Consider the following 13758-nt stretch of genomic DNA (forward strand, 5'->3'; position numbering starts at 1 on the left):
ATCAGTCGGTGTTGCTGCAGTCCGCGGTGGCACACCAGTGGTTCTCTTCCAGACGCGGCACTGAGAAACAGGAGTATCTCCATGGCATTGACTGCCGAGCAGAAGAAGGAAATCCTCACCGAATACGGTCTGCACGAGACCGACACCGGTTCGCCTGAGGCCCAGGTCGCGCTGCTGACCAAGCGCATCGTCGACCTGACCGAGCACCTCAAGCAGCACAAGCACGACCACCACAGCCGTCGCGGTCTGCTGCTGCTCGTCGGCCGTCGTCGTCGCCTGCTGAAGTACGTCGCCAAGGTCGACATCAACCGCTACCGTTCGCTCATCGAGCGTCTCGGCCTGCGTCGCTGATCGCGGACCTGCGCGGAACAGACTTGCCGACCGGCCACCTCCCATCGGGGAGGTGGCCGGTTTCGTCTGTGTGCGGGCTCGTCATATTGAGGTATTGACAGCACGCGGTGATAGGCTGACAGACGGATCGTTGCCGTGAACTGATGGCAGTGCGTGACGACGAGCCAGATCGGTCCTCGGTAGTGGCCGCCGGAGCAAAGGTTCCGGCCGCTTCGATCGAAGGCCGTCTGAGCACTCAGCCGGGCGCGAACACGTCGCGCCATTCACCCGCTGCCGTGTTTTCTCGGCGCGTTCTGGGTCGGTCCGATCCGCGCGTGCGACGAGTTCGACAGCACGACTGCACCGGCATCGGTGCACGCTGCGCACCTCGCGATGACCACCCTCAACCGCACAAGCGGCCATGTCTGAGTGGCCGCGCATCATGACGGCCGCTTACGGCAGCCGCTACGAAGGGATTCCACCCCACATGACAGATGTGACCACCACCGAAGACTTCACCGACGAGTACGACGACGCGATCACCGAGGCCACCGCGATCATCGACAACGGGAGCTTCGGCACCCGCACGATCCGGTTCGAGACCGGACGTCTCGCCCTGCAGGCCGCCGGTTCGGTGACCGCCTACCTCGATGACGAGAACATGCTGCTCTCGACCACCACGGCGTCGAAGCACCCGAAGGAGCACTTCGACTTCTTCCCGCTGACCGTGGACGTCGAGGAGCGGATGTACGCCGCCGGCCGCATCCCCGGGTCGTTCTTCCGTCGCGAGGGTCGTCCGTCGACCGACGCGATCCTGACCTGCCGCCTGATCGACCGCCCGCTGCGCCCGTCCTTCGTCGACGGTCTCCGCAACGAGATCCAGGTCGTCGTGACCGTGCTGTCGCTCAACCCGGACGACCTCTACGACGTCGTGGCCATCAATGCCGCGTCGGCGTCGACCCAGCTCGCGGGTCTGCCGTTCTCCGGCCCGGTGGGTGGCGTGCGCGTCGCGCTCATCCCGACCGAGGAGAACAAGGCCGGTCAGTGGGTCGCGTTCCCGACCGTCGAGCAGCTCGAAGGTGCCGTGTTCGACATGGTCGTCGCGGGCCGCATCGTGAGCGGTGAAGGCGACACCGCCGACGTCGCGATCATGATGGTCGAGGCCGAGGCGACCGACAACGTCATCGACCTGATCGCCGGTGGCGCGCAGGCACCGACCGAGGCCATCGTCGCCGAGGGCCTCGAGGCCGCCAAGCCGTTCATCGCCCGCCTGTGCGAGGCGCAGAAGTCGCTGGCCGCGGCCGCTGCCAAGGACACCGGCGAGTTCCCGCTGTACCCGCCGTACCAGGACGACGTCTACGAGGCCGTCGCCGCCGCCGGCACCGAGCGCCTCGCGGAGATCCTGACGATCGCCGGCAAGCAGGAGCGCGACGACAAGACCGACGAGCTCAAGGCCGACATCCTCGCCCAGCTCGGCGAGCAGTTCGAGGGTCGTGAGAAGGAGATCGGCGGCGCCTACCGTTCGCTGACCAAGAAGCTGGTGCGCCAGCGCATCCTGACCGACCACTTCCGCATCGACGGTCGCGGCATCACCGACATCCGTGCACTCTCCGCCGAGGTCGGCGTGATCCCGCGCGCCCACGGCAGTGCGCTGTTCGAGCGTGGCGAGACCCAGATCATGGGCGTCACCACCCTCGACATGGTGAAGATGGCACAGCAGGTCGACTCGCTCGGACCCGAGACGTCCAAGCGGTACATGCACCACTACAACTTCCCGCCGTACTCGACCGGTGAGACCGGCCGCGTCGGTTCGCCCAAGCGTCGCGAGATCGGCCACGGAGCGCTCGCCGAGCGTGCCCTGATGCCGGTGCTCCCGAGCGTCGAGGACTTCCCGTACGCGATCCGTCAGGTCTCGGAGGCGTTGGGCTCCAACGGTTCCACCTCGATGGGTTCGGTCTGCGCCTCGACCATGTCGCTGCTCAACGCCGGTGTGCCGCTGCGCGCCCCGGTCGCCGGGATCGCCATGGGCCTCGTCTCCGACACCGTCGACGGCGAAACCCGTTATGTCGCACTGACCGACATCCTCGGCGCCGAAGACGCCTTCGGCGACATGGACTTCAAGGTCGCGGGCACCAAGGACTTCGTGACCGCCCTGCAGCTCGACACCAAGCTCGACGGCATCCCCTCGCCGGTGCTCGCGGGTGCGCTCAGCCAGGCCAAGGATGCGCGGCTGACCATCCTCGACGTCATGGCCGAAGCCATCGACGAGCCCGACGAGATGAGCCCGTTCGCACCGCGGATCACCACCATCAAGATCCCGATGGACAAGATCGGCGAACTGATCGGCCCCAAGGGCAAGACGATCAACGGCATCACCGAGGAGACCGGCGCCAACATCTCCATCGAGGACGACGGCACCGTGTTCGTCGGCGCCTCGGATGGCGTCAAGGCGCAGGCGGCGATCGACCGCATCAACGCGATCGCCAACCCGCAGCTGCCCAAGGTCGGCGAGCGTTTCCTCGGCACCGTCGTCAAGACCACCGCGTTCGGTGCGTTCGTGTCGCTGCTGCCGGGTCGCGACGGCCTCGTTCACATCTCGAAGCTCGGTAAGGGCAAGCGCGTCAACAAGGTCGAGGACGTCGTGAACGTGGGCTCCAAGCTCCGCGTGGAGATCGCCGACATCGACGAGCGCGGCAAGATCAGTCTCGTCCCGGTCGACGACGACGCAGACAAGGCCGAGGCCGCGGCTGCCGAAGCGGCCACCGCCGACGCCTGATCCGTTCTGATCGAACCCACACCGGGCCCGTCGTCCATCACGGACGGCGGGCCCGGTGTCGTCTTCGACTCTCGGCCGCGTCCGCCTATCATCCGAGGGATGAACGGTCCGTCCGACCAGTTGACCGTCGCGCACCGCCGCGACGCGCAGCGCACACCTTCCGCGCGAACCGTGGCGGATCTGCTGCGGACCGCACCGGTGATCGGGCGGGCCGACATGACCGTGCGGCAGGCCGCGGTGCTGATGACCGAACGCGGTCAGGATTACGTGGTGATCCCGTTGTCCGACGCTGGACAAGGACCGGGCGGACACGGACCGGGGAGCCACGGGCTGCTCACCGACGCCGACATCCGGGCGCGGGTCGTCGGCGCCGGACGAAGCATCGACACCCCGGTGGGTGAGGTCATCGACGGTCCGGCGTTCGTCGTCGACTCCCGGACGGCGCCGGTCGACGCCCTCACCGAACTCGTCGACCGCGACCTCGCGGTCATCCCGGTCTGCGATGCCGCCGGGGCGGTGCTCGGTGTAGTCGGCGCCGGGGACTTCGTCGCCGACCCTGCGGGCGCGAGTATGCCGCTGCGCGAACAGATCTCGCGGTCGCAGACGGTCGGGGAACTACAGGAGCACGCCCGCCGGCTACCGCAGCTGGTCGCCGATCTCGTGCGACGGGACCGGCCGGCACACGAGGTCACCCGGGTCGCATCGCTCATCGTCGACGCCGTCGTGGTGCGGGGCCTGGCATTGGTCGTCGATCCGCATCCCGGCGTCGATCCCGCTGCCTACACGTGGTTGTCGCTCGGCAGCAACGCGCGCCGGGAACCGGTGCTGAGTTCCGATGTCGACTCGGCGGTGGTGTTCGACGACGCTCTCGGCAGTTCTGACCTCGACGCCCATCGCACGGCGTTCGAGAAGCTGGACGACCTGCTCCGCGGTGCCGGGCTGACCGTCGACACCAACGGGGCGGTCGCATCGAAGCCCCTGTTCTCGCGGACCCGCGCCCAGTGGCAGACGGCGGCGCGCGGCTGGATCGACGAGCCGCTGGCGAACAAGGGGATGATCTTCACCTCGCTGATCCTCGATGGCCGGCCCCTGTTTGCGTCGCGTCGGGAACTGTCCGGTTCACGTCGGGAATCGACCACGCCGACACCGGGAGTCGAGATCATCGGCGCATTGCGTGCCGATCCGCGCACCATGCGTCTACTGCTGGCGGAGTCGTTGTCGACCAAGGCGCGGCTGCGGTCGATGCGCGATGTCCTGACGCGGCGCGGCGGGACCCTCGACCTGAAGACCCATGCGCTGACTCCGCTGATCAACATCGCCCGGTGGGCGGCACTGAGCGTCGAATCCACCGAGGTGAACACGCGGGCACGGCTGCAGGCCGCCGCGGGCAGTGCATTGCTGCCGACCGGCGATGCAGCGACGCTGATGGAGGTGTTCGACGTCCTGCAACGGGTGCGGTTGCGGTACCAGGTGGCGCAGTTCGATCAGGGTGAGACGCCGACCGACGTCCTGGAGATGAAGCGGCTGTCTCCGCTCGACCGGAGCCTGGTGGCCCAGGCGGTGCGGGAGATCGCCGGCGTCCAGCGCAGAATGGCCGGTATGAGCCACTACCAGGTGAACTGAGATGCCATGTGCCTGATCCTCTTCGCGTGGAATGCGCATCCCGAGCATCGTCTGATCGTCGCGGCCAACCGCGACGAGTATCACCGGCGACGCACGTATGCGCTGTCCCGATGGGATGACCTGCCGATCATGGCCGGACGCGATGCGCTGGCCGGCGGCACCTGGTTGGGTGTCTCCGCGGAGGTGCCCGGCCGTGTGGCGATGGTGACGAACGTGCGGGTCGGTCCGCCGGAACGCACGGGCGTCCGTTCACGTGGGCAGCTGCCGGTGGACTTCCTCGGCGGTGGCGATGACCCGAAGGTGTTCGCCGACCGCGTCGTCGAACAGGCCGCCGACTACGACCCGGTGAACCTGCTCGTCGGTGACACCGGGACCAACGGGGACGCCGACGACCTCTGGTGGGTGACGAACCGACCGCACCCGCACGCCGAACGGGTCGCCGACGGTGTGCACGGCGTGTCCAACGGTGCGCTCGACAACGACTGGCCGAAGGTCGTCGACGGTACTGCTGCGCTGCGCGACCTGATCGCCGGCGGTGCCTCCGACGAGGACTACTTCGCGATGCTGGCCGACCAGGACCGGCCCGATCCGGTGCGTCTGCCCGACACCGGTGTCGGACCCGAGTTCGAGGCGGCCCTGTCGTCGAAGTTCATCAACATCCCGGGTTACGGCACGAGGGCGTCGACCGTGCTGCGCATCGGCTACGACGGCCACGGCGAGATCACCGAACGCCGCTACGGGTGGCGCGGGAAGCGGCGAGGGACCACCACGCTCAGGTTTTGAACTGCGCTCAGGTTTTGAACTGCGCACCGGTTCTGAACTAGTTGTGTGCGAACGGCAGAACCGCGACCGGTAGGCCGAGGGCCTCGCCGACCTCGGCGGTGAACAGCTCGCCGCCATGGGTGCTCAACCCGGACGCGAGAGCTGGATCAACCGCGCAGGCCGTCTCCCAGCCCTGATCGGCCAGACGCACGACGTAGGGGAGGGTCGCGCCGGTCAGCGCCTGTGTCGACGTGCGCGCGACCGTGCCCGGCATGTTGGCCACGCAGTAGAAAATGGTGTCGTGCACGGCGAAGGTCGGTTCGGCGTGCGTCGTCGGGTGCGAGTCCTCGAAGCAGCCGCCCTGGTCGATGGCGATGTCGACGAGGACTGTGCCGGGCTTCATCTCTGCGACCAGGCTGTTGGGCACCAGGACCGGTGCCTTCGCGCCGGGGACGAGGACGGCGCCGATGACGAGGTCGGCGTTCTTCACCGCCTCGTCGAGCGCGAGTCGGGTGCTGTAGCGCGTGTGGACGCGGCCGCCGAAGCGCGCGTCGATCGCGCGGAGTTTGGCGATGTCGAGGTCGAAGACGCTGACCTGCGCGCCCATGCCCACCGCGATGGTCGCGGCGTTCACGCCGCTGACCCCACCGCCGATGATGACGACCTCGGCGGGCTCGGTGCCGGGGACACCGCCCATGAGGGTGCCGCGACCGCCCTCGGACTTCATCAGGTGATAGGCACCGACCTGTGGTGCGAGACGTCCGGCGACCTCACTCATCGGGGCGAGAAGGGGAAGTGCGCCGTCGGCGGTGCGGACCATCTCGTAGGCGATGGACGTGGTGCCGGAGGCGAGCAGGGCCGCGGTGCACTCCTCGCCCGCTGCCAGGTGGAGGTAGGTGAAGATCGTCTGGCCCGCCCGCAGCAGGCCGAACTCCGAGGCGATCGGTTCCTTGACCTTGAGCAGCAGGTCGGCCTGCTCCCACACCTCGGCGGCCGTACCGAGGATCTGCGCGCCGGCGGCCTTGTAATCGTTGTCGGTGATCGCCGAACCCTCTCCGGCGCCCGCCTGGATGATCACGTCGTGCCCGCGATGGTGCAGTTCGGTGACGCCGGCCGGGGTGATGGCGACGCGGTATTCGTGGTTCTTGATCTCGGTGGGGACGCCGACGCGCATGAGGCTCACTCTCGTCTCGAAGTTTGTACTGATAACCTGCCTTCAGGGTGAAGGAACTTCGGAAGTGTCACAATGTGCGCGAGGAAGATTCTCAAGAGCCCCGGAATTGTGAAGATGGTTCAGATCAGGAGGCTGAGATGCCCGCCACTCCGAAGGATGTTCAGCCCGGAGACCTCGACGCAACCGACCGCGAACTGCTGAAGCTCCTGCAGTCCGACGCCCGCATGCCCAACAGTGAGCTGGCCCAACGCGTCGGGATCGCTGCGTCGACGTGTCACGGCCGCATGCGCAGGCTCGTCGACCTCGGGGTCATCCGTGGATTCTTCGCCGACGTCGACCCGGCCGCCGTCGGCCGCCCGCTGCGCGCGATGGTCGCGGTCAGTCTCCAATCCGATGCGCGTGGTCAGATCCGACGATTCGTCGGCGAGATCGCCGCCTACGACGAGGTGATCGACGTGTTCTTCCTCGCCGGTGCCGACGACTACATGCTCCACGTGGCCACCGCCGACACCGAGGCGCTGCGCCAGTTCGTCGAGCGGCTCAACAGTCGACGCGAGGTCGCGGGCACCACCACGTCGCTGGTCTTCGAGCATCGTCGCGGCGATGCGCCGATCTACTGAGCAGGTGGTCGCCACTAGACTGGGCCCGTTGGCACGTCGAGATCGAAGAGGGTGGACATGAGCGGTATCAAGGTGGGCGTCCTGGGTAGCCAGGGCAAGGTCGGGCAGGCGATCGTCACGGCGGTCGAGAAGGCCGACGACCTCACCTACACCGTGGGCGTCGACAAGGGCGACTCGCTGGAGTTCTTCTCCGACACCGACACCGAGGTGGTCGTCGACTTCACCCACCCCGACGTCGTCATGGACAACCTGAAGTTCTTCATCGCCAACGGGATTCACGCCGTCGTCGGCACCACCGGCTTCACCGAGGAACGTCTCGGGACCGTCCGCGGCTGGCTCGCCGAGAACCCGAAGGTCGGCGTGCTGATCGCCCCGAACTTCGCCATCGGCGCGGTGCTGTCGATGCGGTTCGCCGCGCAGGCCGCCAAGTACTACGACTCGGTGGAGGTCGTCGAACTCCACCATCCGCACAAGGCCGACGCGCCGTCGGGCACCGCCTACCGCACCGCCGCACTGATCGGCCGCGCACGCGCCGAGGCCGGCGTCGGACCGAGTCCCGACGCCACCACCGAAGAACTCGACGGCGCGCGTGGGGCGGTGGTCGACGGAGTGCACGTCCACTCGGTGCGCCTTGCCGGCCTCGTCGCCCACCAGGAAGTGCTGCTGGGCACAGAGGGCGAGACCCTCACCATCCGCCACGACTCCCTCGACCGGTCGTCGTTCGCGCCCGGCGTGCTCCTCGGGGTGCGCAGCATCGCCGACCGTCCGGGTCTGACCATCGGGCTCGAAGAACTGATGGACCTCTGATTCCCATGGTCGATGACGGCACGCACGACGAGGGCACCCACACCGGCGACACCGAGGGTGGCGCGCCGCAGCTGGGTCCGAAGAAGAAGGACGCCCGGCCGATCGTCTGGATGATCGGCTTCCTGGTCGTGGCGCTGGTCGTCTACTTCGTACTTCTCGGCTGGCGTGGGTTCCAGTTGATCGCGACGGGAACCGTCGCGGGAATCGGGCTGGGACTCGGTGTCATCGCACTGCCGCTCATCGGCGCGTGGCTGATCTACGCGACGCTGCGCGCGGGTCTGGAACACCAGAAGCTCGCGGCGATCATGGCCGAGGAAGGCCGCGAGCTCGACATCTCGAACCTCCCGCACCGCGCTTCGGGCCGCATGGAACGCGACGCCGCCGACGAATTGTTCGCGCAGGTCAAGGCCGAGTGGGAAGCCGACCCGAACGACTGGCGCAACACGTACCGCATCGCCCGCGCCTACGACTACGCCGGCGACCGCCCCCGCGCCCGCGCGATGATGAAACGCGCGGTCGCACAGTTCCACGGGCGTGAGCAGTAGCGGAGTCTTATCCGACAGTGTGGGAGGACAGATGAACGATCGCCAGATGAACGACCCGGGACCCTGGCTCGACGAGGCCGCCCGGCTGTGGGCCGATCATCTGGCGAACGCCGGACCCGAGAGGCTGCGCGACGCAAGTGGTTGCGCGGGATGGACCAATAGGGACCTGATCAACCACCTCATCGGCGGCGGCTACCGCTACTCGATGCTGCTCGAGGGTGCGAGCACCGCCGACACTCTCTCGACGCGCGACGTCGACTACCTCGAGGCCGGTGATCCGATCGCTGAATTCTGGCGTAGTGAGAACGCCTTCCGTGCCGCCGTCGGCTCCGCCGACCTCGACGTCGATGTCGATCATCGCGCCGGGCGCCGACCGGGCCGTCAGCTCCTGGTGATGCGGATCATGGAGCTGGCGTTGCATTCCCACGATCTGTGCGTCGGCATCGATGCGGAGTGGGAACCGTCGGACGGGCTCGTCGGCTTCCTGCTCACCGACGCCGCGCCCGTCATCGAGGAGCTACGTGCGGCCGGACTGTTCGAGGCGCCGATCGAGCCGGCGTCGGAGAGTGCCGCAGACCGGTTGCTCGCGTTTGCAGGGAGGTCCTGATGGCGGACAAGAGGCTACTGATCGTTCACCACACGCCGTCGCCCCACTGCCAGGAGATGTTCGAGGCTGTGGTGTCGGGTGCCACCGACCCGGAGATCGAGGGCGTCGAGGTGGTACGTCGAGCCGCTCTCGCGGTAACCGCGAGCGACTTCCTCGAGGCCGACGGCTACATCCTCGGCACCCCCGCCAACCTCGGATACATCAGCGGCGCACTGAAACATGCGTTCGACGTCAGTTACTACCAGATCCTCGACTCGACGCAGGGACGCCCGTTCGGTGCGTACTTCCACGGGAACCAGGGGACCGAGGGGGCCGAGAAGGCAGTCGACGCCATCACCACCGGGCTCGGGTGGGTGAAATCGGCTGAGTACGTGGTGGTCTCGGAGAAACCGACCAAAGGCGACCGCGAGGCGTGCTGGGAACTGGGTGCGACGGTCGCGGCTGGGTTGATGGGTTGACCGTGGTACTTCGGTCGGCGGCAGGCACGGCGACATTGTCGGAGTCAGTGGGCTACGAAATCTCCCGCCGGGTCATGCGCCGATGGCGACAGTGTTCCGCGGAACGCTCATGAAGCGTTGACCTGCGGAATTGTCGGTGGTCGGCGGTAGCTTGTTCGTATATCTGTTCGAACTGGCTGGGGGGTCTCGGTGTCTGTTGCTGTGTTGCGTTCTGAAGGTGTCGCGTCGATGTTCGATGGGGCGGATCCGTCGTCATTGCCGGATGGGGTGCTCGAGGTTCGGGTGCTGGGTTACGCCGCGCAGATCACGGCGTTGACTGCGGAGTTCCTCGATCTGGTAGCCGAGTTGGATGAGCGGGAGTCGTGGCGAGGGCCGGGGATTCATTCATTGGCGCACTGGTTGTCGTGGAAGGCGGGGATTTCGCAGCGGACGGCGCATGAGCAGGTACGGGTGGCCAAATCGTTGCGGGAGTTGCCGGTAGTCCGGCAAGCGTTCGGTGAGGGGCGGTTGACGTATTCGAAGGTGCGTGCGTTGACGCGGGTGGCTACCCCGATGCGGGAGCAGGAGTTGGTGAATCTTGCGTTGTCGTGCACCGCGTCGCAGGTGGAGAAGGCGGTGCGGGCCATGCGTCAGATCGACCGCGGGCACGGCGAGGACGGGGAACTCGTGGCGCCGACGGAGTCGTGGGGTCGGTGGAAGTGGAATCTCGACGGTTCGTTGTCGGTGTCGATGACCCTGTCGCCTCTGGACGGCGCACGTTTCCTCGCCGGGGCGGTGCGTGCTGAGTACGAACGGACCCGCACGGCTGAAGATTCGGACCTGCCGAGTGTTCCGCGGAACACTTCGGGTGAGCTGGAGACAGAGTCCGGTGAACGAGATTCGGAGGGAAAGCCGACGAATCGTCGGGATCTTTGGCGGCAGGTGCCGTCGAATCTGGCGCCGGCGGTGGTGGCGATGGCGGACATGGTGCATGACGGGATCGCGATGCCCGATCTTGCGCCGGGTGCGGAGATCTTGATCCATGCCGGTGATGGGGTGGAACACGCGCATCTCGATGACGGTCCGGCGGTGTCGGAGGCCGAGCTCGAGGAGGCTCGGTGTGGGGCGGTGACGCGGGAGGCGTTGTCTGCCAGGGTTCCTGGTGGTCCGGGGAAGTTGGCGTTGTTGGGGTTGGGTCGCAAGCGGCGAACTCCGAACAAGGCTCTGATCAGGGCGTTGTTCCTGCGGGATCGGTGCTGTCAGACGCCGGGGTGTGAACGCACACGGCATCTGCACGCGCATCATGTGGTGTTCTGGTCGGCCGGTGGGGAGACCGAGTTGGACAACCTGATTTTGTTGTGTGGAAGCTGTCACCGTGCGTTGCATCGTGGTGAGTTCAGTATCACCGGTCATGGGTCGCAACGGTTTTCGTTCCACGGGCCGGGTGGTTCGGTGATCGAGGTGAGCCCACCGACGCGTGCGCTAGGAGAGTGGTTGCCCGATGGGCGAATCGCGGCTGACGCGACGGTGCCTGTGGGTGGCGGCAAGCTCGACCTCGGGTATGCGACCGAGGTGATCTACGCGGTGTGGGAGTGGAAGGAACGTAACGCAAGCCAGGTGTCCGCCGCGGCCTGACGTCCGGCAGACCCACCACTTTTCGGCAGAATCACCACCCTCGGGGGTGCTGGGTTTGCTGAAAACGGGTGGTTCTGCGGCTATTTGGCGGTCAGCTTGATGACCGGCAGCTGCCGGTCGGTCTTCTCCTGATAGCCGGCGAACCGCTCGTTCTTGCTGATCTGCTTCCAGGCCTGTGCGCGTTCGTCGCCGTGGAGTTGCTCGGCGCGGACCTGGACGGTCTTGCCGTCCACCTCGATCCGCGCCTTGTCGGGATGCGCCTTGAGGTTGTGATACCAGCCGGGGTTGTTGGCGGCACCGTTCGCCGAGGCCACGATCAGCCAGCTGCCGTCGGGTCCGGGGAACCAGGCGAGCGGGTTGGCCCGCTCCTGTCCACTCTTGCGGCCGACGGTCGTCAGCACGAGGGCGTTCATGCCGCCGAACTGCCCCTTCCGGCGGATCATCGGGGCGACAATCTTGTTCACGACGCGAACGAACGGTCCCTTCGGCGACCGGCCGCCGCGTGTACCCACCGAGGTCTCGAAGCTCATCGTCGTCTCTCCTTTGCCGCGATGGTCCCAGTGTGCGCCATCAGAGTGTTCCGCGGAACACTTCGCGGTCCGGCCGGTGACGATTCTTCGGCTATTCGACGTCGGCGAGGAGCCGGCTCACCTCATACTGCCGGACCAGGAACGCCTTCTCGTCGAGCTTCTTGCGGCGCATCCAGGTGGTGACCTCGGAATTGCACTTGCTCGCGTTGCACGAGCCGCAACACGGCACGACGTTGGCGACGGTGTAGCGCCCGCCGCGGGAGATCGCGAGCATGCAGTCGCGCTGGAGAGCCACCCCGGCCGCGCCGCAGTACGCACACCCGCCCCAAGCCTCCTGGAGTGCGAGCCACTGGGTGTCGGTGAGGTCGTTGTCGCGGGCGGCAACACGCTTGCGGCGTCGCTTCGCATAGCGATTGGCGCGGGTCGTGCTGCGAGTGGCCACGGGAGGAGAATACCCGCGAGGTCACATCCGTCACAGCAGCCACAGTAGGTGGAGTGCGCGTGTCGTGCGCCCGGCGACGTGTCGGCACCTTTGCCTACACTGACACCCGTGAGCACGGCCATCCGCGACATCTCATCGACCGGGACGATCCCCACTCCGTACGAGGACCTCCTGCGCCTCGTGCTCGAGACGGGTACCCCGAAGGCGGATCGCACCGGCACAGGCACAAAGAGCCTCTTCGGTCATCAGCTGCGCTACGACCTGGCCGAGGGGTTCCCGCTGATCACCACCAAGAAGGTCCACCTCAAGTCGATCATCTACGAACTGCTCTGGTTCCTGCGCGGCGACTCCAACGTCCGCTGGCTCCAGGAACGCGGCGTCACCATCTGGGACGAGTGGGCCGACGAGAACGGTGACCTCGGACCGATCTACGGCGTCCAGTGGCGCAGCTGGCCGACGCCGTCGGGGGAGCAGATCGACCAGATCTCCGCGGCCCTCGAGACGCTCAAGACCAATCCCGATTCGCGACGCAACATCGTGTCCGCATGGAACGTGGGCGAGATCCCGCAGATGGCGCTGCCGCCGTGCCACGCGTTCTTCCAGTTCTACGTCGCCGACGGCAAGCTCTCCTGCCAGCTCTATCAGCGGTCCGCCGACCTGTTCCTCGGGGTGCCGTTCAACATCGCGTCGTACGCGCTGCTGACCCACATGATGGCGCAGCAGGCTGGCCTCGAGGTCGGCGAGTTCGTGTGGACGGGTGGCGACTGCCACATCTACGACAATCACGTCGACCAGGTGAACCTGCAGCTCTCGCGCGAGCCCTATCCGTATCCGAAACTCGAACTGCGCAAGCGTGATTCGATCTTCGACTACGAGTACGAGGACATCGAGATCGTCGGCTACCAGTCGCATCCGGGGATCAAGGCGCCGGTGGCGGTGTGAGGCCCCGTGTCCGGCTCGTCTGGGCGCAGGGGCACGAGGTCGCGGGTGCCGGGGCCGCGATCGGGCGGGACAACACCATCCCGTGGCGCGTCCCCGAGGACATGGCGCGCTTCAAGGAGAAGACCCTGGGCAACCCGGTCATCATGGGTCGCAAGACCTGGGATTCACTGCCGCCGAAGTTCCGGCCCCTGCCCGGTCGCACCAACATCGTGGTGACGCGGAACCCGAACTGGTCCGCCGACGGCGCGGTGGTGGCCCGATCCGTCGACGAGGCGTTGATGCTGGCCGACGGAGACACCGTCGGGGTCATCGGCGGTGGTGAGATCTACCGGGCCGCACTGTCATTCGCGACGGATCTGTGCGTCACCGAGATCGACGTCGACGTTCTGGGTGCCGATGCATTCGCGCCGGAGATCGGACCGGAGTGGACGGTCGCCGACAAGAGGGAGTGGCAGACGTCCTCGACCGGCCTTCGCTACCGCTTCATCGACTACACACGCGCCGGCAGAGACTGAGGGCACGGGGCTG

At 66.9% G+C, this 13758-nt stretch carries 15 protein-coding genes; 12 read left to right on the top strand and 3 right to left on the bottom strand.

All coding sequences use genetic code 11. The annotated features are described in order from the left end of the window. Positions 1–81: 81 nt before the first annotated feature. The 4 genes from rpsO to BPODLACK_RS04875 all read left to right on the top strand — a co-directional run bounded on the left by rpsO (position 82) and on the right by BPODLACK_RS04875 (position 5512). Positions 82–351, top strand: coding sequence for a 30S ribosomal protein S15 (gene rpsO / locus BPODLACK_RS04860; protein WP_006436419.1), 270 nt, complete (start codon positions 82–84; stop codon positions 349–351). A 466-nt stretch (positions 352–817) separates the two neighbouring features. Continuing rightward, positions 818–3106 (top strand): polyribonucleotide nucleotidyltransferase, encoded by a 2289-nt coding sequence (locus BPODLACK_RS04865; RefSeq protein ID WP_006436420.1) that lies wholly within the window; start codon positions 818–820, stop codon positions 3104–3106. Positions 3107–3205: 99 nt separating this feature from the next. Continuing rightward, positions 3206–4729 carry a putative nucleotidyltransferase substrate binding domain-containing protein gene (locus BPODLACK_RS04870; protein WP_024498453.1) on the top strand — a complete coding sequence of 508 codons (1524 nt, stop codon included), beginning with the start codon at positions 3206–3208 and terminating at the stop codon, positions 4727–4729. A 6-nt stretch (positions 4730–4735) separates the two neighbouring features. After that, entirely contained in the window at positions 4736–5512 is a 777-nt protein-coding gene (locus BPODLACK_RS04875) for an NRDE family protein (protein WP_024498454.1), read from the top strand. Between the two features lie 37 nt (positions 5513–5549). Here the strand turns inward: BPODLACK_RS04875 and ald are convergent, their stop codons facing one another. Then, positions 5550–6665, bottom strand: coding sequence for an alanine dehydrogenase (gene ald, locus BPODLACK_RS04880; RefSeq protein WP_024498455.1), 1116 nt, complete (start codon positions 6663–6665; stop codon positions 5550–5552). 137 nt (positions 6666–6802) lie between these two features. Here ald and BPODLACK_RS04885 point away from each other — a divergent pair, with 137 nt between their 5' ends. From BPODLACK_RS04885 to BPODLACK_RS04910, 6 genes are all read left to right on the top strand, one after another. Beyond that, on the top strand, positions 6803–7285 hold the full coding sequence (locus tag BPODLACK_RS04885; protein ID WP_024498456.1) for an Lrp/AsnC family transcriptional regulator: 483 nt from the start codon (positions 6803–6805) through the stop codon (positions 7283–7285). A gap of 57 nt (positions 7286–7342) precedes the next feature. After that, entirely contained in the window at positions 7343–8092 is a 750-nt protein-coding gene (gene dapB, locus BPODLACK_RS04890) for a 4-hydroxy-tetrahydrodipicolinate reductase (protein WP_024498457.1), read from the top strand. A 5-nt stretch (positions 8093–8097) separates the two neighbouring features. After that, a complete protein-coding gene (locus BPODLACK_RS04895) occupies positions 8098–8637 on the top strand; it encodes a membrane protein (protein ID WP_024498458.1) in 540 nt (179 codons plus the stop codon). A 31-nt stretch (positions 8638–8668) separates the two neighbouring features. Next, on the top strand, positions 8669–9244 hold the full coding sequence (locus BPODLACK_RS04900) for a maleylpyruvate isomerase N-terminal domain-containing protein (RefSeq protein WP_006436427.1): 576 nt from the start codon (positions 8669–8671) through the stop codon (positions 9242–9244). Further along, positions 9244–9702, top strand: a complete 459-nt coding sequence (locus BPODLACK_RS04905) for a flavodoxin family protein (protein WP_006436428.1) — start codon at positions 9244–9246, stop codon at positions 9700–9702. The genes BPODLACK_RS04900 and BPODLACK_RS04905 overlap by 1 nt, the downstream gene beginning before the upstream one ends. Positions 9703–9930: 228 nt before the next feature. Then, positions 9931–11316 (top strand): HNH endonuclease, encoded by a 1386-nt coding sequence (locus tag BPODLACK_RS04910; RefSeq protein WP_159404827.1) that lies wholly within the window; start codon positions 9931–9933, stop codon positions 11314–11316. Between the two features lie 80 nt (positions 11317–11396). Here the strand turns inward: BPODLACK_RS04910 and BPODLACK_RS04915 are convergent, their stop codons facing one another. Both BPODLACK_RS04915 and BPODLACK_RS04920 read right to left on the bottom strand, forming a co-directional pair. Further along, positions 11397–11846 (bottom strand): nitroreductase/quinone reductase family protein, encoded by a 450-nt coding sequence (locus BPODLACK_RS04915; protein WP_006436430.1) that lies wholly within the window; start codon positions 11844–11846, stop codon positions 11397–11399. 91 nt (positions 11847–11937) lie between these two features. Then, complete coding sequence (locus BPODLACK_RS04920) at positions 11938–12288, bottom strand: HNH endonuclease (protein ID WP_006436431.1); 351 nt, start codon at positions 12286–12288, stop codon at positions 11938–11940. A gap of 108 nt (positions 12289–12396) precedes the next feature. On the opposite strand from BPODLACK_RS04920, the gene BPODLACK_RS04925 reads away from it, so the two are divergent. Together BPODLACK_RS04925 and BPODLACK_RS04930 are read left to right on the top strand one after the other, a co-directional pair. Continuing rightward, on the top strand, positions 12397–13230 hold the full coding sequence (locus BPODLACK_RS04925) for a thymidylate synthase (RefSeq protein ID WP_040004744.1): 834 nt from the start codon (positions 12397–12399) through the stop codon (positions 13228–13230). Then, a complete protein-coding gene (locus tag BPODLACK_RS04930) occupies positions 13227–13745 on the top strand; it encodes a dihydrofolate reductase (protein ID WP_159404828.1) in 519 nt (172 codons plus the stop codon). The genes BPODLACK_RS04925 and BPODLACK_RS04930 overlap by 4 nt, the downstream gene beginning before the upstream one ends. Positions 13746–13758: the final 13 nt, after the last annotated feature.

Source organism: Gordonia sp. YY1 (genome assembly GCF_009872315.1).
GTDB classification, from domain to species: Bacteria; Actinomycetota; Actinomycetes; order Mycobacteriales; family Mycobacteriaceae; genus Gordonia; species Gordonia amicalis.

Bases quoted from the DNA above. Each gene is read 5' to 3' on its own strand.
- rpsO (WP_006436419.1), top strand. From the start codon at position 82: ATGGCATTGACTGCCGAGCAGAAGAAGGAAATCCTCACCGAATACGGT.
- BPODLACK_RS04865 (WP_006436420.1), top strand. From the start codon at position 818: ATGACAGATGTGACCACCACCGAAGACTTCACCGACGAGTACGACGAC.
- BPODLACK_RS04870 (WP_024498453.1), top strand. From the start codon at position 3,206: ATGAACGGTCCGTCCGACCAGTTGACCGTCGCGCACCGCCGCGACGCG.
- BPODLACK_RS04875 (WP_024498454.1), top strand. From the start codon at position 4,736: ATGTGCCTGATCCTCTTCGCGTGGAATGCGCATCCCGAGCATCGTCTG.
- ald (WP_024498455.1), bottom strand. From the start codon at position 6,665: ATGCGCGTCGGCGTCCCCACCGAGATCAAGAACCACGAATACCGCGTC.
- BPODLACK_RS04885 (WP_024498456.1), top strand. From the start codon at position 6,803: ATGCCCGCCACTCCGAAGGATGTTCAGCCCGGAGACCTCGACGCAACC.
- dapB (WP_024498457.1), top strand. From the start codon at position 7,343: ATGAGCGGTATCAAGGTGGGCGTCCTGGGTAGCCAGGGCAAGGTCGGG.
- BPODLACK_RS04895 (WP_024498458.1), top strand. From the start codon at position 8,098: ATGGTCGATGACGGCACGCACGACGAGGGCACCCACACCGGCGACACC.
- BPODLACK_RS04900 (WP_006436427.1), top strand. From the start codon at position 8,669: ATGAACGATCGCCAGATGAACGACCCGGGACCCTGGCTCGACGAGGCC.
- BPODLACK_RS04905 (WP_006436428.1), top strand. From the start codon at position 9,244: ATGGCGGACAAGAGGCTACTGATCGTTCACCACACGCCGTCGCCCCAC.
- BPODLACK_RS04910 (WP_159404827.1), top strand. From the start codon at position 9,931: ATGTTCGATGGGGCGGATCCGTCGTCATTGCCGGATGGGGTGCTCGAG.
- BPODLACK_RS04915 (WP_006436430.1), bottom strand. From the start codon at position 11,846: ATGAGCTTCGAGACCTCGGTGGGTACACGCGGCGGCCGGTCGCCGAAG.